The sequence below is a fragment of the Candidatus Polarisedimenticolaceae bacterium genome (assembly GCA_036275915.1).
In the GTDB taxonomy this organism is placed as follows: domain Bacteria; phylum Acidobacteriota; class Polarisedimenticolia; order Polarisedimenticolales; family DASRJG01; genus DASRJG01.
In genome coordinates, this window is the sequence record DASUCV010000011.1 from 179,380 (window position 1) to 198,241 (window position 18,862).

The 18,862-nt window shown below is 67.5% G+C and carries 18 protein-coding genes; 3 read left to right on the forward strand and 15 right to left on the reverse strand.

The genetic code is table 11. The annotated features are described in order from the left end of the window. Positions 1-58: 58 nt before the first annotated feature. From VFV19_10405 to VFV19_10465, 13 genes are all read right to left on the reverse strand, one after another. On the reverse strand, positions 59-706 hold the full coding sequence (locus tag VFV19_10405) for a response regulator transcription factor (GenBank protein ID HEX4824717.1): 648 nt from the start codon (positions 704-706) through the stop codon (positions 59-61). A gap of 55 nt (positions 707-761) precedes the next feature. Beyond that, positions 762-3,650 (reverse strand): two-component regulator propeller domain-containing protein, encoded by a 2,889-nt coding sequence (locus VFV19_10410; GenBank protein HEX4824718.1) that lies wholly within the window; start codon positions 3,648-3,650, stop codon positions 762-764. 25 nt (positions 3,651-3,675) lie between these two features. Continuing rightward, positions 3,676-4,731 carry a hypothetical protein gene (locus VFV19_10415; GenBank protein HEX4824719.1) on the reverse strand — a complete coding sequence of 352 codons (1,056 nt, stop codon included), beginning with the start codon at positions 4,729-4,731 and terminating at the stop codon, positions 3,676-3,678. Between the two features lie 2 nt (positions 4,732-4,733). Then, positions 4,734-4,946, reverse strand: coding sequence for a hypothetical protein (locus tag VFV19_10420; GenBank protein ID HEX4824720.1), 213 nt, complete (start codon positions 4,944-4,946; stop codon positions 4,734-4,736). Between the two features lie 16 nt (positions 4,947-4,962). Further along, positions 4,963-6,495: a hypothetical protein gene (locus VFV19_10425; protein HEX4824721.1), complete on the reverse strand. Its 1,533-nt coding sequence runs from the start codon at positions 6,493-6,495 to the stop codon at positions 4,963-4,965. Between the two features lies 1 nt (position 6,496). Further along, positions 6,497-7,630: a prolipoprotein diacylglyceryl transferase family protein gene (locus VFV19_10430; protein ID HEX4824722.1), complete on the reverse strand. Its 1,134-nt coding sequence runs from the start codon at positions 7,628-7,630 to the stop codon at positions 6,497-6,499. Positions 7,631-7,682: 52 nt separating this feature from the next. Further along, a complete protein-coding gene (locus VFV19_10435; GenBank protein HEX4824723.1) occupies positions 7,683-9,827 on the reverse strand; it encodes a hypothetical protein in 2,145 nt (714 codons plus the stop codon). Beyond that, the gene (locus VFV19_10440; protein HEX4824724.1) at positions 9,820-10,125 is read right to left on the reverse strand and encodes a hypothetical protein; all 306 of its coding nucleotides are present in this window, start codon (positions 10,123-10,125) and stop codon (positions 9,820-9,822) included. The genes VFV19_10435 and VFV19_10440 overlap by 8 nt, the downstream gene beginning before the upstream one ends. Positions 10,126-10,502: 377 nt before the next feature. Continuing rightward, on the reverse strand, positions 10,503-11,237 hold the full coding sequence (locus VFV19_10445; protein ID HEX4824725.1) for an amino acid racemase: 735 nt from the start codon (positions 11,235-11,237) through the stop codon (positions 10,503-10,505). A gap of 128 nt (positions 11,238-11,365) precedes the next feature. Then, a complete protein-coding gene (locus VFV19_10450; GenBank protein ID HEX4824726.1) occupies positions 11,366-11,962 on the reverse strand; it encodes a nitroreductase family protein in 597 nt (198 codons plus the stop codon). Then, positions 11,959-13,020: an LLM class flavin-dependent oxidoreductase gene (locus tag VFV19_10455; protein HEX4824727.1), complete on the reverse strand. Its 1,062-nt coding sequence runs from the start codon at positions 13,018-13,020 to the stop codon at positions 11,959-11,961. Before VFV19_10455 ends, VFV19_10450 begins: the two co-directional genes overlap by 4 nt. Further along, positions 13,017-14,024: a hypothetical protein gene (locus VFV19_10460; GenBank protein HEX4824728.1), complete on the reverse strand. Its 1,008-nt coding sequence runs from the start codon at positions 14,022-14,024 to the stop codon at positions 13,017-13,019. Before VFV19_10460 ends, VFV19_10455 begins: the two co-directional genes overlap by 4 nt. A gap of 366 nt (positions 14,025-14,390) precedes the next feature. Continuing rightward, the gene (locus tag VFV19_10465) at positions 14,391-14,759 is read right to left on the reverse strand and encodes a hypothetical protein (GenBank protein HEX4824729.1); all 369 of its coding nucleotides are present in this window, start codon (positions 14,757-14,759) and stop codon (positions 14,391-14,393) included. A gap of 262 nt (positions 14,760-15,021) precedes the next feature. On the opposite strand from VFV19_10465, the gene VFV19_10470 reads away from it, so the two are divergent. Next, positions 15,022-15,483 (forward strand): GatB/YqeY domain-containing protein, encoded by a 462-nt coding sequence (locus tag VFV19_10470; protein ID HEX4824730.1) that lies wholly within the window; start codon positions 15,022-15,024, stop codon positions 15,481-15,483. Positions 15,484-15,540: 57 nt separating this feature from the next. On the opposite strand, the gene VFV19_10475 is transcribed toward VFV19_10470, so the two are convergent. Then, positions 15,541-16,386 carry a PP2C family protein-serine/threonine phosphatase gene (locus VFV19_10475; protein ID HEX4824731.1) on the reverse strand — a complete coding sequence of 282 codons (846 nt, stop codon included), beginning with the start codon at positions 16,384-16,386 and terminating at the stop codon, positions 15,541-15,543. Between the two features lie 137 nt (positions 16,387-16,523). On the opposite strand from VFV19_10475, the gene VFV19_10480 reads away from it, so the two are divergent. Next, complete coding sequence (locus tag VFV19_10480; GenBank protein ID HEX4824732.1) at positions 16,524-17,075, forward strand: hypothetical protein; 552 nt, start codon at positions 16,524-16,526, stop codon at positions 17,073-17,075. A 255-nt stretch (positions 17,076-17,330) separates the two neighbouring features. Continuing rightward, on the forward strand, positions 17,331-17,765 hold the full coding sequence (locus VFV19_10485) for a response regulator (protein ID HEX4824733.1): 435 nt from the start codon (positions 17,331-17,333) through the stop codon (positions 17,763-17,765). Between the two features lie 18 nt (positions 17,766-17,783). On the opposite strand, the gene VFV19_10490 is transcribed toward VFV19_10485, so the two are convergent. Beyond that, a complete protein-coding gene (locus tag VFV19_10490; GenBank protein ID HEX4824734.1) occupies positions 17,784-18,728 on the reverse strand; it encodes a hypothetical protein in 945 nt (314 codons plus the stop codon). Between the last annotated feature and the right edge of the window lie 134 nt (positions 18,729-18,862).

The window sequence follows — 18,862 nt, forward strand, 5'->3', positions numbered from 1 at the left end:
AACGTACCGGCCGATCGCACTTGCGGGAACTGTGTGATCACACAGAAAAGAGGGAACGCTACTCGATCAACCCCTCGCGGAGGGCCTTCGCGACCGCCTCCGATTTCGTCTGCACCTGGAGCTTCCGGTAGATCTGCTGGAGGTGGAACGACACCGTGCTCGCCGTGACGCCGAGGCGCTCGCCCGCCGTCCGGTAGTGAAGCCCCTCCGCCATCAGCCGCAGGAGGCGCGTCTCGTGCGGCGTCAGGTGGTAATCGGGCGGCGACTTCGGCGCCAGCTCGCGGAAGAGCCCGATCACCCGGCGGGCGATCTGCGGGGACATCGGCGAGCCTCCCGCGACCGCTTGGCGCAGCGCGTCGATCAGCTCGTCCGGCGGGGTGTTCTTGACGAGATAGCCCGTCGCCCCCGCGCACAGCGCGTCGAAGATTCTCTGGTCCTCGGCGTAGATCGAGAGCACGAGGAGGATCAGCGCCGGGTGGCGCCGCGCGAGGATGCGGATCCCCTCGATCCCCGACATCCCGGGAAGTCCGATGTCGACCAGCACGACGTCCGGCAGCGGCGGCGCGATCCGCGGGAGCGCCTCCTCCATCGATCCCCACGCCCCCGCGAAGGCGAGGCCTTCGGTCTCGTCGAGCAAGAGCTCGAGCGCCTCCCGGATGTCGGGCCGATCTTCGATGACCGCCACCCGGATGACCCGGTCCGTCACGAGCGCCTCCTCACGAAGACCTTACCGTCATCGCGGACGATCCGGCACTGTGCGATCAGACAGGGTTCGCGTCCCTGTGTTGCCGGAGCGGCGCGTGGACCGCGACGGTCGTCCCCGCCGCCGGGTTCGACGAGATCTCGCATGCGCCCCCGAGGGCGGCCGAGCGCTGCCGCAGGCTCGCGAGGCCGGTCCCCGCGGGGGTCGCCGCGACGTCGAAGCCGCGTCCGTCGTCGGTCACGACGAGGTCCAGCGCGCCGCCCTCGACCCGCAGGTCCACCGTCAGCGTCCTGCATGCGGCGTGCTTCGCCGCGTTGTTGACGCTCTCCTTGAAGAGGAGGAACGTCTGGCGCCTCAGGCGCGGGTCGAGCCGCCCGCCGTCCGGCGCCTGCGCCGAGAAGACGAGCGCGATCCCCTGCGCGGCGCACGTGTCCTCGGCGTAGCGGCGCATGCGAAGGGCGAGGTCTTCGGCGCGATCGTGGCGCGGGTCGACCGCCCACACGACGTCGCTCATCGATCCGACCACGCGCCGCGCTTCACGGGCCACCGTCTCGAGGAGCGGCGCCACCTCGCCGGCGCCGCGCGCCAGCCGCTTGCGCGCGACCTCGCTCAGGATCGCGATCTGCGACAGCGTCGCCCCAATGTCGTCGTGAAGATCGGTCGCGATATGCGCGCGCACGCGCTCGATGCGGATGAGCTGCGCCACGCGGTAGCGGTAGAGCGCCAACGCCGACAAGGCGGCCGCGAGGGCGGCGAGCGAGACGAACCACCATGTGCGCCAGAACGGGGGAAGCACGTCGAACGCGACGCTCGCGGGCGCCGCCGACCAGTGCGCTCCGTCGAGCGACCCGCGCACCTCGGCGTGATAGCGGCCCGGCGGCAGGTTCACGAACTGGAACGACGGCCGGCTCGACGCGTCGAGCCAGGGGGCATCCGGTCCGAGCCGCACCTGGTAGCGCAGCCGCGACGGGTCCCGGTACGAGAGCGCCGCGAACCGGAGCTCGATCGTGTTGTGGCGATAGGGGAGGCCGATGCGCCCCTCGCGCGGGAGCGGCCGTCCCTCGACGAGCGACTCCTCGAGCTCGACGGGCGGGACCGGAGCCGGCGCGCGCCGAACCTGAAACGGGATGCGCACCAGCCCCGCGAGCGTCGCGATCCAGAGATCGCCCGAAGCGTCTTCGACGAGATCCTCGGCGTCGCTGATCATCAGGCCGTGCCACGGCGACGGGCGCTCGACGATCTCCCATCCCGCTTCGGTTCCCGGACGCGCGACCGCACGGACGATCGTTCCGAAGCTCACGATCCAGGCGCCGCCGGAAGGGGAGGCGCGAAGCCTGCGCACCAGAGGCGTCGGCAGCGCGCTCGAGCCGGCGATCCGCTCGAAGCGGTCCGTTCCCGCGCTGCGGTAGACGCCCGCGAGGAGCGTGCCCGCCCAGATCTCTCCCGGCGCGATCTCGGCGAGAGAGGTGACCTCTCCGGCGCCCTCGATCCGGGAGCAGCCCCAGCTCGCCTCGCTCCCGCCCGCGACCGCACCGGCGTCGGCGTGGCAGACATCTTCACCCGCGCTCGCCCAGAGACGCCCGTCACGATCCTCGAGCAGCGCCACCGGCGACGCGCCGTGGAACGCCGTGGGCCCAACACGCGGTGATGGCGTCTCTCCGCTCGACACCATCAACCCGAGATTCGTGGAGAGCCACATCCGGCCGGAGGCACCCGGCGTGCACGCACCGACGTTCGTCAATCCCGGCTGCGGCAACGAGACGAAACCGACACGACGGTGCGAGACGAACCGACCCGCCGCCCCGGCCCACATCGTGCCGTCGCTCGCCATGCACACCGCGCTCGTTCCGGTGTCCGGGACACGCTCCGGACGCCATGAAGCACCTTCGCCACGGAGCAGCGTCAGCCCGCCCCACGAATCGACCCACACCCCTTCGTCCGCGAGCGCCAGCCGCCGCACGCTCGGCGACGCCATCCCGTCCGCCGAAGACCACGCGACGGTGTCGGGCGCCGGGTACTGAAGGAGCCCGCGATAGCTCGCGAGCCAGAGGCTCCCCTCGCGATCGACGAGGAGCGGCCCACCGCTCGGCACCCCCTCGCGCGGACCGAGGATCTCAGGCGGCGACCCGGGGCGCAGGGCAACGAGCGAAGAGTCGTACGCGACCCACAGCGTGCCGCTCCGCTCGACCATGTCGATCGGTCGCGCCGCCATGCGGAACAGCTCGCGCGTCTCGGCACCGCGGATCGACACCACGCGCCCACCGCCCCCAGGCGGGACGTGGAGCACGACGAGCGAGCCGTCCGCTCGCACCGACGCGCGTTGCACCCCCTCGATCGCGGCGAGGCGTCCCGGCGCGCCGCCGGCGTCGAGGCGGGAGATCGCCGACCGCGTGACGAGGATCGGCGCGCCGTCCTCCGACACTTCGAGGAGCGTCGGCCTGCCCGAATTCGCCGCCGAGGACTCCGTCCATGCGCCGCCCGCGGGCTTCGACCAGATGCGATCCTCGCCGATCGCCCAGATCCTCGAAGTCCGGTCCCAGATCGGCTTCCCCACGATGACGACCGGCGCACCGTCCCGCCCCACGACCGGCCGGATCGCATCGCCGACCACCTCGTCGAGCCTCCCGACGTCGCCCGGGCCCTCGCGCACGAGGACCTCTCCCGAGGGCCCCGTGGCGACCACTTTGACGTAGCGGCGCTCCAGCTCCCTCGCCCACGGTCGGACCTCCACGCCGTCGTATCGAAACAAAGCCCCGCCTGCCGTGATCCACAGGTACCCGCGGCTGTCCTGTGCGATCGAGTTGATCTCCGAGAACGGAAGCCCGCGCTCGAGATCGAACCTCCGTTGCAGCCGCTCGAGGCCGAGCGCGTCCCGAACGACCGCGCATGACGCGACGACGACCGCCGCGTGGGCCAGGGCCCGGCGTCCGGGGACGACGAGACGCATGGGGGCATTGTCGCTCAGCCGTGTCCTAGGACCCGTTCTGCTGCCACACCGCCCGGATGAATAGCGTGTAAGGATCGCCCGCGATCTCGCGTAGCGTGCGTTCGAGCACCGCTTCATCGAGCGCGATGCACTTCGCGCCGGCCGTCAACGTCGCCCTCGCCGCGGCGCTCGCGGCGGCATTGCCGCCGTCCAGGTCGTCGATGAGCGTGCCGATCTCCATCGCCCCACGCATCGAGTAGCGCGTCAGGTTCGGCAGGTCCTTCGGGAAGTAGATCCATGCCAGCGCCTGGCTCATGCAGTCGACGATGTAGCTGAAGCTGAAGCTCGAGCAGCGGTGCATGAGATCGAGCGGGTCGCCGTAGGCGAGCTGAACGATCGTCGTCACCCCTTCGTCGGCCAGCTTCTCCGCAGCGCGCGTGTTGATCCCTTGCAGCTTCTCGAGCTCGCTCTCGACGAACGGGCCGTCTTCCCCGAGATCGAGCTTCTTGGACGACACGCGGCGCGCGATCCCCATCAAGGTCTTCGTCGGGAACGCGCCGAGCATGAACGCGAGCGGCCCGCGGATCTCCTGGATGGACAGAGCGGACAGCGCATACCCCATCGGCAACCCGATGGCGAGCCTCAGGCATGCGCCGATGAGGTCCGACGGTGCCATGTCGTGGGCCCGCCATCGGGTGATCAGCTCGCTCACCACCCACATGTACGCGCCCGCGAGGGCAAGGACCGCGAGCATGATCTTCTCGCTGGGTGCGACGTCGTGCCGCAGCGATTCCGAGAGGTTGCTCATGCTCCAGTACACGACGAACGCCGACATCGCCGCGAGCAGCAGCAGCGGAAGGTAGTACCTGCGCCTGCTGAACTGCTCGTCGAAGAACCGCGCGATCCGCTCGCGTCCGTCCCGGACGTCGGGGACCTCCGCCGGGTAGTAGGTCTCGAAGTAGAGCGCGATCGCCTCGTTCGACAGCAGCGCCAGGACCTCACGCCGCCGGCGGGGCCAGACGCGCGTCAGATAGAAGACCGGCGGGGCCATCATGAGCGCCCACAGCAGCACCATGCTCGCGTAGAGCGGAGGCCCGGCCATCGTCACGCGTCCGGGAAATCGCTCTTCTTGAATCGCTTGAAGTCGACGGAGCTCGATACATTCGCCGACGTGCGGTGCGGCACGACGGTGAACGTACCGTTGTCGTCCTCGTGGGCCTCGACCAGGCTCACGCTGTCGTCGGAGTCGAGCATGTCCTGGACGACGCCGCCGACTCTCGCGCGCGGGACATTGGTAATCGGACTGGGGAATGCCATCCGTGGCTCCTTTCCGTCATTGCTTCACGAGGTCTTTCACCGCCGCCTGGCGTTCGGCTCGATACTCGACGGCGTTCTTGAAGTCCGACAGCGGGATCGCCGAGAGCCGGTGGAGCGCGAGCCAGTCGTCGAGGGCTTGGCGGTGCTGCGCGTTCACGGCATCGTCGTTGTGACGCAGCCAGTCATTCAGCGCGGTGACCGAGGCGTCCTGGGCGTCGTACGTGACGGGCGGGTTCTCTTCGATGGTCGGACGGTTGAGCAAGTTGTCGAGCGTCGACACGAATCGCCCGAGCTTGCCGTCCCGCTCGATCGTGACATCGAACCCCAGGTAGCCGATTACGAGCGGCCGGGGGAATGTCTCGTCCATCGAGATCGTCCGGCTCGACGCGGAGGCGACCTGGATTGATCCGCCCGGCGCCAGCGACTTCGTGACGGCCGCCGCACCCGCGACCACCGGCGCACCCGTCGATGCCGGCGGCGTGGCGGTGCCCGTCGTCGCGGCTGCCGTCGCCGCCGGTGCGGCCGGCGCCGTGTCGCCGGTCTCGTTCTTGGTTTCCGTGGTGCCCGTCTGCGTCGTTCCATCCGCGGGAGCCGGCGTCGTCGAGCCGGTGACCGCTTTGATCCCGCTGGTGGGCGCCTCGCCACGGAGAACGCGGTTCACGTTCTCGAGGTTGCTCAGCGCATCCGAGTCCTTCCCGATCGTCAACGCATCGACCGGCCGCGGCTCGCCGGCGGAGAGGTTGCCGCCACCGGACTTGCCGGCGAAGAGCGAAACGTTGACGCGCCCTGTGAGGTAGACGCGCGTGACCACGCGCAGGAGCGCGTAGTCCCAGATCCGCCGGCCCTTGGCATCCCGCCGGCCGGTGTCACTCGGGGGAAACGCCTTGAGGAAGTCCTTCGCGGGCTGTGTGTCCGCCCAGCCGGTCAGCAGCGTCTTCATCCGCTCGATGTCGACGCCGTAGGTGTAAGCATCGGCGATCGTGACCGATCCCGTAGCCGTGCTCGACCCGAGGAGGTTCAAACCCACCGGCACGCCCTGCACCGGGATTCCCACGTTCATCCCGCCCGACCGGCTCACCGAGAAGCTGTAGCTCGGGAACGCCGCCCGCGGCGCCAGCGTCCAGCCTGTTTCCCCGTCATGACCGTCCGCAGGGAATTGCCATTGCGCCGGCGGATGCACGGTGTAGTTGATGCCGTAGCGATCGACGCCGTAGAAGGCCGGGTAGAGGGAGGCCACCGGGGGTGTCTCCGTGTGGCCGTCGTAGATGATGCGCTTGATGTGGTAGTCGAGCTGGAGGTAGCCCTTCTCGGCGTACTCGCGCTGCTGATCCTGGATCGGCGTCCGGACCAGGAACACATCACCCGGCTGGAGGTCTTCCGACAGCGGATAAATCGGCAAGACCTGGCTCGCGCGGATCGTCTGGCACCAATCTTTGGCGACGCGCTGGAGCTGCTGCTCCACCGTCATCGAGCATCCCGTCACCCCGAGCGCCAGCGCCATGACGAGAGGGGACAGCTTCCGGCAAGCGGTCGAACCGTGAGCGCCCATCTCACAGTCCATGGATGCGCACGAGCTCGGTGACGTGCGGCGCAAGCCCGCGATGCGTCCGGCTCGTTGGCTCGGCTGCACGCGCGGGTTCGACCGGAACGGGCCGTCCGTCGCGCAAGGGAAGGATGACCAGCACGCGCATCGCGGTGTACGCAGCCCAGGCCGCGCCGAGCAGCCAGCCTGCCGGTGCGATCGCACGAGTGACCGAGAGCGAAGCCAACGCGATCAACAAGCACCCGGCGGACTCGAGCAGCTGAGTCGGAATCCGTCGTGCCGCGATCCGGCCATCGGAAGACCAGAGACCCCATCGGGAGTTCGTCGAACCGCCAGCGCAGCATCCCGAAAGGAAGCATCCGACCCTGCCGAGCCCGAGGCCCACGAACAGGCCCGGGGTCGAAAGGCCCAGGAGTGCGCCGATCGGCAAGCCCGCAACCCAAGCTCCCAGCAACATCGTGACGGTGGCCGCCAGGAGGTACCCCTGGACCGAGACCCCCGCCGTCCCGAACTGACGCCAAGATCTGCGCGTCTCCACGACGAACCACGCCTTGGCCCCGACGTAACCGGCGGCCACCGCGCTGAGCAGCACTAGCGTCGCGGCGACACCGCCGATGGAACTGCGCCCGACAGCGGCCAGTTGCATCGTCAGCCCCGCAACGACAGCCGTCCCCACGGCCACCAACCACGCAGGCTTGATCACGCCGGGACCTCGTCCGCGCCCGACTTGGGCGAGCCAGGGCGTCGGTTCGCCGGCGTCGTTCATCGCGACCCTGGTCTCCTGGGTGACCTCACCGGACCAGAACGAACCGTCGGTCCCTTCCGACGACAGCACGGAGATCGACCACCGCCCTTGCGAGACATGGGGGATTCGCGCCGTCACGCAGACCGGACCGGTCCCGGGGACGAGCCCTTCCACGATCTCCTCGCGATCGAAGCTGTCGCCGGGTCGGGGATCACGATCGAGATCGATCCGCCGCCCGGCGAAGCGCACCGTCAGCGGCGTTGCCGCCCGTAGCATGTGCGAGCCCAACCAGAACGAGAGGAAGAGAACGCCCGCCGTGGGATCGGTGGGGGACTGATTGCAATCGCCACAGTTGCCCTTCGAGCAACTGTCGACAGCGTTGCAAAGGTCTTGCATCGTGCAGCTGAATCCGGCTCCGTTGGGATCTATGCCGCTCATCGTGTCCCCCTCATGGAAGAATCCGATTCCAGGACAATTCCCGCGAATCGATGGACTGACGCCGTCGCATTGCGGAGAGCTGCGGACCGAAGCGGTTGGCGAACAGCGCGCGGTAGAACGACGTGCCGTGCGCGAGCCGCGCGAAGACCAAGAACTGTTCCGCCGCAGGGCCGCCGACCGCTGCGACCGCAGTGATCAGCTTTGTCAGGACGTCCGGGGCTGGGTAGTTCACCGGGACCCACGGAGGAACCCTGATCGGTCTCGGAGTGACTGCCGCTTTGATCTCGTCCATGAGCTTGCGGAGGCAGTACTGCAGCCGCTCCAGATACCCGCCGCCGATGTCGACCTCATCGCCCTTGATCGGTGTCGACGCGAGGGCCTCAGCAGTTCGTCCGACCGGATCGGTCACGAGAAGATCGATACCAATCCAGAATGTGCCTTCGCCCGGGTGGTTTCTCAGTGTGAGCGTGTCGGGACCGAGCGAATAGTCGAGGTGGACCGGTTGAGTCACGGGAATCGTCGACAGGTCGTAGAGCGTATCGACATCGGGAATCTCGAGAGTGCCGCTGCCGGGGGCCAGCAGGACCGTGGTCGCGCCGGCGCTCACTCGCCATTCGAATTGGAGCGGCTGCCCCAACAGTGTTGGCACCGCCTGGTAGGTCGCGACGATCTGCTGCGAGTACTCCGTGAACGGATAGTCCCCAGCCATGCAGCCGGCGGGAATGCTCAGCGTCCCTTGAATGTTCCCGTCGGGCTGCGGGACCGCCGTCTGGGAGACCGGCACTGCCGATCCGACGAGGGCAAGGCCTTCCCTCTTGCCCGCTGGCAATGCGACCGTGCCTGTCGCCCCGAACGTGAGATCCTCCGGAGTGACGACCACGTCGTTGACGGTCGCTTGCGGGAGCTTGAACAGACCACCCGTCGCTCCGAAGTCCGCAAACGACTTGACGAAGTCGTCGAGGCGCGACCCGAAGCTATCCGCGATCGCCTGCAGAGCGCCCGCAACCGCCAAGCCCACAGGGCCGCCGAAGATGCCGGCCAGTGCCCAGCACCAGTCATCGACGCTGGCTTGGAATTGAAGCTGGCCGAAGTTCGCGCTCAACGCGACCGCGCCACCGGCAACTTGGAAGGTGAGCGTTGCGGGGAGTTGAGCGACACCCGTCAAGCAGGTGGGCTCATACCGGCCGGCGATGTCGAGGGCGATGGAGCCGTCCTGGAATTGAAAGTCCAGTCGAGTGAGCTTCCGGTCCGACCCCAGGTCGATCGTGTCGGTCCCGCATTGCGATTGAACGTGCTTCTTGTCGTCGAGCTTCGCGGTCGTGAGCGCGCACGAGATCGCAGGGCAGAAGAAGAACCGTTTGAAGATCTCGGGGGAGAGGCTGATGCAGAGGTCGTCGCCGGCGGAAAGAGACGTGGTCGTCTTCTGCGAAGGATCCCCGTTGCCCACGTTCTGCGCGATGACCTCGCCGAACACGACGAGGAAGTCTTGCGAGGTGACTGCATCGCGCTTGGCGAAGGCCCGGACGGAGACGAATTCGAGGTCCATCGTTGGGCTCGCGCAGAGCGCCTTGTAGGGATTCACCGGATCGGTGTAGTCGGTCGGATAGAGTTGGCCGTCGCCGGCCGCGACGAGAGTGAACGGAATCACCTTGTCCAATGCGATCGGCTTCATTCCCGACACGCCGAGGCGGACGAGAGACGCCGCTTTGGCCTCGACATTCGCCGGGGTCTCCCCGGCAGCCGTCAGGCGCGCATCCGAGCCGGGGGAAAAGTCCACGGAGATCGTCGCACTGGCGAAATCGAGGAAGGGGACGATCTCCGCCGAACCCGCCGGCGTGTTCTGAACGGGGATTCGGAACGAGATCGTTCCATCCAGCGAATCGACCGTTGCCGATGAGATGAGCGGGGCCCCGAACACCTGGGTATCGAACACCGTACTGTCGTCGAATACGAAACCGAGGACGAACGCGTTCCCCGGTTCGTCGGCGGTCAGCGTGAGCGTTTCGACGATCAGGTGCGCGGCGACGAGCGAGAGCTCGAACGGCGCAACGAGAGGCGTGCCATCGAACGGATTGGTGACGGTCGATTCGATGAGCCGCAAGATCGCGTCGGCGGTGATCTCGATCGACAGGTCGAAGCCCGCGAGCCTACTCATGGCAGTTCCCGCGTCCGTCGGCGAACAGATGGTTCACTGCGACGACGGACCTCTGACCCTTGGGCGATCTCTTGATCGCTCGATAGGCCTGCACGGAAACATGGAAAAGCGGCCGTGCCCGCACGAGCTCGGCTCGTAGGGCGCTCGACACGACGACCCCGATCTCGGAAAAGAGCATGAACGGGTGGGCGAGGAACAGATTCCCGCCGTTGGGCACCGCGGCGATGCGTCGCAGTATTTCGGGCTCGTGGCGCCTCAGCTCGTCCAGAGATCGAATTTCGAGGGCAGACTCGTTCATCGCATCCCCCACGGTGACGCGTTCACCGCGCCACGGGTCGACGCCGACTCGATCGTTTGTTCGGGGTCGCGATCAGTGCGGTGCCGAACTTGATTCCCTACTCATACGCATCACAGATGGTGCTGTCAAGCAACATATACTGATGCGGTTTGGCAACGGTTCGGGTAATTGCCAATGTGCGAGGGCGACGAAGTGCGCCTGGGCAGGCCCGTCCGCCGGTGCAGCGCGATCAGCCGCTCGACGATCCGGCTAAAGGGTGATCAAGAATATTCACGGGATGCTAGCCCGTGAAAGGAATCACGTGTTCGGTTCGAACGAGACGGAGGGTGCGGCGCTCCCCGAGGACTTTGGACCGCTAGGAACACGGCGGCCGTTGCCTATCGGACACCCGGAGCACGCCGAACATCAGCCCCCATCCCCTTCGTCGCCTCTCTGAGCGCCGCCCGCGCCAGCGTGCGCGTCGAGTCAATCACCGGGATCGGCGAATCCTCCTGCGCGATCAGGAGCGGAATCTCCGTGCAGCCCAAGACGACCGCGTCGCACCCGCGTTCGGCGAGCCCGCGGATCGCCCGGCGCAGGTACTCGCGCGACGGCTCCGTGAAGTGCCCGCTCACCAGCTCGTCGAAGATGATCGTGTTGATCCCGAAGCGCTCCTCGGCGTCGGGAACCGCGCTCCCGATGCCGCGCACCGCGAGCTTCTGGCGATAGACCGGCCCTTCCATGAGATACCGCGTCCCCGTGATGCCGAGACGCTTGTACCCGGCCGCCGCAGCGACCGCGCCGACCTCCTCCGCGATGTGCAGCCACGGCACCGGCGACTTCTCGCGCACCAGGTCCAGCCCCTGATGTGCCGTGTTGTCGGGGCAGATCAGGATCTCCGCCCCGATCGACGCCAGCTTCCGCGCGGAGACGAGCAACAGCTCGCCCGCCTCCTCCCACCGGTCGGCCTCGATGGGACGCATGTGCTCGCTGAGCGGGATCGTGTGCATCGACACTTCGGGATGCGCGTGTCGGCCGAGGATCGCAGCACCCTCGGTGACGATCGTGCGATAGCAGAGCGCCGCGCCTTCACCGGAGACGGCGACGATGCCGATGTGTTTTGTGGATTGCATGGACGTAGGTATGACGGACGCGCGCCTTGCGCGCAAGCTTCAGAGCAAATCGATCGCGGAGAGCCGCGCGCGGGCGGCCGGGCCGTCGCCGTGTCCGTGAGTCGATCGACGGCTGGTATCGGCATCCTTCAGTATCCGACCCCCCAATGCGCATCGAACGCGATCTCACCGATCGGCTTCCGCCGGCGCGGGGCGTGCTCGCGCTCGCGAAGCGTGGCAGGGAGGTCGTCCGCCGTGCCGGGATGGCCGAGCGCGATCATCGCCATCGGGGTGAATCCGTCGGGGATGCCGAACAGCTCGCGCGCGCGATCGGCATCGAAGCCGGCCATGAGGTGAACCGCGAGGCCAAGAGCGGTCGCCTCGAGGGCAAGGTTCTCGGAGGCGAGGCCGACATCGTGCTGCGCGTGCCGGTTCGGGGTTCCGTCAGTCCATCGCTCGGCGGCAACAGACAAGAGGAGCACCGGCGCCCGCCGCGCCCACGCGTTGCCGTCGACGAGACAGCTTCGCGCGCGCTCGAGCGCCTCCTGGTCCTCGGCGTCAAAAACGAGAAAGCGCCACGGCTGCTCGTTGAAGCATGACGGCGCGATCCGCGCCGCTTCGAGAAGCGTGCGGATCGCAAGTCGCGAGACCGGCCGACGGGGATCGATCGCCCGTGGGCTCCTGCGTCTGGCGAGAAGCTCATGGACGAGTGGAGGGCCGTCGAGGGCGCGGACCGGCGTGCTCATGCGACGGACTCCTCTCCCTGCCGGCGCAGCCGGGGGATCACCTCTGAGGCGAAGCGATCCATCTCCTCCGCCTGCGGCGAGAACTGAAGAAGCGTCAGATCGGCGCCCGCTCGCTCGAACGCGCCGAGCCGCTCCGCGATCGCGTCGGGGGTTCCGACGAGCCCCGACCGCAGGCCACGGTTCGAGACCGAGTAGTCCTCGAGGCTGACCCTCGTCTCGAGCTTCGTGCCGGCGATCCATTGCTCGTAGTTGGAGTAACCGCGCGCGCTCGCGCGCACGTCGGTGATGCGCGCGATCTCACGTCTCGCGGCCTCGTCGGTCCTGCGGCAGACGACGAAGCCGGAGACGCCGAAGAGGAGCGGTGGTGCGTTCGGGGCGAGGCGCGCGCGACGCTCCCGCATGTCGGCGATCTTGCGGGCGATCGTCTCGGGCGCGTCGCCGTGCATGACGTAAGCGTCCCCTTGGCGCGCGATCAGGTCCTTCGCGGCTTCCGACTCGCCGCCGGCGTAGAACGGGGGCCACGGCGCGCGGGCGGGCTTGGGCTCGAGGATCGCCTCGTCGATCCGGTAGAGCTGCCCGGCGTGCGTGAACCTGGATTCGGTCCACATTCCCTTGACGACCGAGAGCCACTCGTCCGTGCGCTCGTAGCGCCGGTCGTGCTCGTCGAACGGAAGTCCGTGCTGCCTCGACTCATCCTTCCACCACGAGGAGACGACGTTCAAGGCCAGCCGTCCGCCGCTGATCCGATCGATGTTGGCCGCCTGCTTGGCGAAGAGCGCCGGATGGTGGAACGTCGGCCGCACCGCGACCATCAGCTCGAGGCGGCGTGTGACCGCGGCCAACGCCGCCGCCGTCGACCACGCGTCGAGCGCGGGGGCCTCCGGGCCTTTGATGTCGTTCAGATTCAGCTCCGCGACGAGCGTGAGGTCGAACCCGATCTTCTCGCTGCGCACCGCGAGGTCGCGCACGTACTCCCAGGTCGCGGGCATTCCCTCGTCGTCGACGTTGCGGAGCCATCCTCCGAAGACGGGGAGCCAATATCCGAATCTCAAGCTCATAGCCCCCTCCCCCCGGCCGCGGCGGCCGGCGCCTCGGCGTCCTCGGACCTTGCACGTGCAAGAAGGGCGTCGACGAGGCGCGCGGTCGGGTCGAGTCCCACGACACGCACCGGATCGGCGACGAAGTTGGAGAGCGCGTTGACGTCATAGAAGTACAGGCGCCCATCGCGATCGCTTTCCAGGTACTCGATCCCTCCGACGTCGAGGTCGGCCGCCTGCGCGATCCGCTCGACCTGCCGGACGATCTCGGCCGGTGGCGTGAACGCCTCGACGGTCAGGCCCGCCTTGGCCGCGCCGACCGGACACGCGGCGCTCACGAGGTCGTCGCCCCCCACGGTCTTGCACACATCCGCGGGGCAGAGGTCGAATCCCGCGCCTTCGCCGAGATGAATGCGGATCCCGTAGAGGTACCGTCCCTCGAGCGTCTCGACACGGACGATCGAATCGTGTCGGGGCGCGTGGTACTCCTGGAGCAGGGTCGTGCCGTCCAAGCCGGTCCCGACGCGGCCTGCGACGACCGCGGCCAAGAGCTCCGAGGCATCGTCGAACCGGATAATCCCGGCTCCGCTTCCACCGACGTTCGGCTTGACGACGAGCGGGAAGCGAAGCTCTCGCGAAGCACCGAGCAGGAGCGACGGGTGGTTGACGACGCGCGTGCGCGGGACGGGAAGTTGCAGCCGCTCCAAGAGCGACACTTGCAACGCTTTGCTGATCTCGAAGCCGAAGGCGCGAGCGCCGTTGAACACGGGAACGCCGCGGCCCTCGACGTGCGCGATGAAGTCACGCGTCGAAAAGATCGCCTCGCCATGGCCTCGCTTCCACGCCGAAGGGCTCATCCGGTTGAAGAGGAGCGCGAACGACTCCTCGTGGCCCGCGGGATCGAACGCATGCCGCGCGGCGTCGAGCTTGAGGAAGGGAATACCCCGGCGCGAGAGCTCCGCGAAGAGCGGCTCGAACCAATGCGGATGCTCGTAGAAGATCGCGATCGGTCGTGTGAGGGCCATGGCGTCGTGTCCTCCTGTCCCGCGAGGCGACGCCGGTGCCGGACAACAAAAAACCCGCTCCGGCGGCGCCGTTGCGGGTCTGAAATGCTCGAACCTCAGATCAGTGGTGGCTCAGGCTCGCGGCACTCCTCTCCCGCCTTGGGTTCGACAACAACACATGAGCATGCGGGAACGCGAGGCCATCACTTCCTCCTGAGGCCTCGACAATATACGCACGCCCGGCGCCGGTGGGGGAACTTTCTGCCGCGCTTTGGCCGCCGTCCACGCCCCGGACGGCCCCGCTGTCAGGCGTCCGGGTAGCTTCGCGGGAAGCTCACGCGAAAGGTCGTGCCCTTCCCTGATGTTCCTATCTCCCGCGGACGATGATCACCCGAAGAGCACGACGTGCAGGCCGACTTGGAGCTTCGGGAGGGGCACCGGCGGCGGACTCGGCAACGGCGGGAGTGCCAAGACGTGGCGCACCTCGACACGCACGTCGGGCTCGAACCCTTGCCGGAGTACCCAGCGCCCGTCGATCAGGAACCACGCGCGATCGTCATAGCGCGGGTCGACGGCGACGTAACACCGCTCCGGGACGCTGGGCCCGAACTTCTTCGCGAGCCCTGGCGGGAGACCGCCATGCTTCGCGTGGCCGGGAGGTTCGCCATGGTGGTGGTCGCCGCGGACGGGCTCGGCAGCGGAGACGATGCCGAAACAGAGCGCGGATGCGACGAGGATCGAGAGACTGGCTCGCATGAGGCACCTCCGAAGTCGTTGGCGCGATGGCCGATGCGATTGACCCCGCTCGACCAAGCAGGAGACAGTGCTATCCCCGTGCCAGGTGCGAACACACGGTCTTTTCATCGGCGCGTGCGTCATTTCTACCCGTCTCGTGACCAGGGCGCGATAGTCGAGATACACGGATGGGGCGCCCTCCCGCGCGTCCGTGCGTCGAGGTGAGTTCGGTGCGCCGATGGTATCGTCGGTCGTTGGATTCCACTCAGCGACCGAGAGACACATGAAGATCAGAGAACGCATCGTCGCCGATCTGACCGCCGCGATGAAGGCCAAGGACACGCTGCGGCTCGGTGTCGTCCGCATGCTCAAGTCGAAGATCATGGAGGCCGAGGTCGAGCAGCGGACGCGCAAGGGTCCGGACTACGTCCTCGAAGATGCGGAATCCCTTGCGGTGATCGCCGCGTACGCCAAGCAGCGCCGCGATTCCATCGAGGCCTTCCGGAACGGTGGGAAAGAAGACCTCGCGACCAAGGAAGAGGCCGAGCTCGCGATCGTTCAGCAGTACTTGCCTGCCCAGATGTCCGACGATGAGGTCCGCCGGATCGTCGCCGCCGCGATCGCCGAGACGGGAGCGACCTCGGCGAAGGAGATGGGGGCGATCATGAAGATCGTGATGCCGAAGCTGAAAGGTGCGGCCGACGGCGCTGTTGTGAACCGGATCGTCCGCGAGCTGTTGGCCTGAAGCAGGCGGGGCGCGTTCCTCGCAGCCTCCCGCGATCGCCCACGACCGTGACGGCCTTCAGGACCGCTTGACCACCACGTACGAAATGTCGTCGTCCGCCGGCCCGTAGGCGACGATCGCCTTCCGCAGTCGCGCGCAGATCTCGGTCGCCGAGAGATCCTTCGCATCGTCCAGGCACGGCTCGAGGCCTTCGGCCAGGAAGCGCCCGTCGGCGTGGTCGAAGAGTCCGTCGGTGGCCAGGAGGAGGATGTCCCCCGAGCCGAGGAGCTCGATCTCGTTGACGCGGGCGCCGGTGGACGCGGGGAAGATGCCGATGAGCGATTCGGAGATGGTGCGCTCCGCGCCGAGGGGCATGATCCTGCTGAACTCGCGCGAGAAGACCCGCGGCGGCGTGTGGCCGGCGGAGAGGTAGCGGAAGCGTCCCTTGTCGGTGATCTCGCCGTAGATCAGCGCGATGAGCTTCTTGATGTTCGTCGATTCGTAGAAGCGCGTCCGGATGTGCTCGAACAGGCGGGTCGTGATCTGGCCGAACATCTCGAGCTCGTAGTGGGCGCCGACCAGAAACGCCTGGTGGAGCATCGCGGCGACGAGCGCATCGGTCAGGCGGTGGCCGGCGACATCGGCGAGGAGGATTCCGGCGCGGTGCTTGTTCTCGCGAAGCTGCGCCGCGAGGTCCGACCTGCCCGCGGCGGCCGCCTTCGCCGCGAGATCGTCGAGGTCGTAGCGCCTGTTGAAGTCAACGTAGACGATGTGGTCGCCGCCGAGCACGCCGTTCAGCGGCAGCGAGTCGGAGTCGATGTCGATCCCCGCGAGGCGCGGCCTCTCGCCCGCCGATGGCTTCAGGAATTTCATGATGTAAGAGAAGTTCCGAAGCTCGTCCGAGATCACATCCGCGCCGTTCATCGCCTGTCCTCCTTGGCCGGGCATGGTAGGGCAGGCGCCGCATCGACGCCCGCGCGCGGCATTGCCGGATCGGCGCTCGGGCCTACTTCCTCCAGTCGATTTCCCGACCAAACGCACTTCCGGACGTACTACTCGGCATGAAAGCCATTCTCTCGACCCTCGCGCTCTGCCTTCTCCTCGCGTCCACCTCTCACGCAGGCATGTGCCCCGCCGACAAGGTCATCCCGGGGCCTTCCGAGCGGACCGTGGCCGGGTTCGACATCAAGCGCGACACGATGTCGGCTGTCGATACGCGCATGGGGAAGCCGCAGAAGTCGAAGTACCTCTTCTTCGACCGCGACGCGGAAGGCCAGCAGTGGGTCAAGCACAAGTGGACCCGCGGCGAGACCGCGCTCGGCGTCTCGGGACACGGCGACAGAATCGAGATCCTTCAGATCAGCAGCGACCGTGCCGACGCGACGTACGCCAGCGGGCGGGGACTGCGGCTGGGCGATGCCCGCAAGAGGGTCGAGGCGTTGTACGGGACGACGTTCGTCGACGGGCACGTCACCGGCCCCGAGATCGGCGAGCGCACGGTGACCTACTGCTATGACGACGGCATCGAGCTGAGCGTCGGTTACGACAGCGCCGACTCGGTGACCGCGATCCGCGTGACCAATCCCATTGCGCGAGTACTCTCGCGGATGTAGCGGCGTCGGTTTCTCGTAGTCATCACCTCACGATCGTGGCGCGCGAAGCCCGCTTTGGGTGGCGATCGACACGCGAGTACGAAAACGCCTCAGAACGTAGCGCGATGCCACACCGGTCTCGGTCACGACTCAGGGAATTGCCCCGATCCGTCACCGCGGCCGCTCATCGCGCGCTGGCACGTCGTTCGCGAGGAGGTTTTCACCGGAGACACGATCGTACGAAAAGGAAGGTGTTGTAATGAGAGCTCCTGAGCCATGAACGTCGAATTCGCCCCCACGCTCCGCACGCCGCCGGCGCTCCGGGTGGCGCCGCGCCCTCATTCAGCCCGGGTTCTCGTCGTCGAAGACGACGAAGCGATGCGCGAGTGGCTCGGAGAGCTGATCGACGAGGAAGGATTCGAGGCGGTCACCGCCCCCGACGCACTGACCGGCATGCTGCTCCTTCTGGCCGAAGGGGCGGACATCGTCGTGACCGACTGGCGGATGCCGATCTATGACGGGTTGCGGTTGCTCGAGTCGTGCCGGCGGCTGAAGCCGCGCCTTCCCGTGGTGATGCTCACCGGCTACGCCGACCCGTGGCTCGAGGATCGCGTCCGCCGCCTGGGCGGCATCCTGCTCACGAAGCCGTTCGACCCGGCTGACTTGATCGCGCAGGTGCGGCGGGCCGCGGCTTCACCACGCGTGGCGTGATCGAGACCCGTCGGGTCGCTACTTGCAGCCGGTGGTGACGACCGAATCGGTCCCGTCCATCGTCTGCCCGGTGACCAACGTCCCGCGAAGCACCGCGGAGGTCGTGCCGCAGCGGATGCCCGTCGACTGGGTCTTGAACGTCAGGACAAGGTCGAGATCGCCGTCCAGATCGACGTCTTGATACGAGTAGTGCACGGGACCGGTCTCGGTCCCGGTCTTGCCGAACCTGACCGTGGAGGGGACGACGCTCCTCGCGTCGAAGCCCGGCACCGAGAGGATCGCGACCGGGGTCACGCCCTTGCTTCGAGGGTTGATCGTGTTGGGAAAGCTCCCGGGCTGGATGTCGATGGGGAGCGACGTGATCGCGAAGTACTCGAGCGAGCCGCCGAAGACGACCCCCGCGGGGTTGCAATCATAGGTGGTACAACCGAACGAGGCGTTCGCCCCATCGATGGTGATGATGTTCGCGCCGGGGACGAGGAACGGGGTGAGATCGAACGTCGTGAGGGAGGCGGAAGCCGCCGCGGAAGCGCCTGCGTCCGTCAGGCTTCCGATGGTTCCGGCAGGCGCTCCGTTCACGAGTACCTTCGCGAAATCGTCGGCGGCGATCCGAATGGTGCCGCTCACCGGTGGTCCCGCGAGAAAGAACGCGTTCGTGAACAGGACCTCCGGATCGGTGCTGATCGGAGTACTGCCCGCGAGCCCCGGAGCCCAGATCCAGGTTGCTCCCGGGATCTCGGACAATTGACTGTCCGCTCCCCAGACGCCTCCAGGTGCGGCCGTGCAGTTGGGTGGAAGCGGGGCGCCGGGAGCGCCGCACACGCTCTGCGCGAAGCCGAGAGGGTTCCCCTGCGGGTCGGTGACCGACCAGGACGTGTCGGAGACGAATGTGATGGTTTGTGTCTGCGCCGCGACGCGCAATGACAATAACGTAACTCCGGCGATCACGAAAAGCGTTCTCATACCCCACCTCTTTCCGCCCCGTCCCGGCAAATGACACGCCCCCATAAGACCGGATACGCCGAACGGGACGCGGTGTCAACTTGGTCCGCGTTCTCACGAGCAAGATGCGTGCTCGACGGAGCGTGACCGGAGCC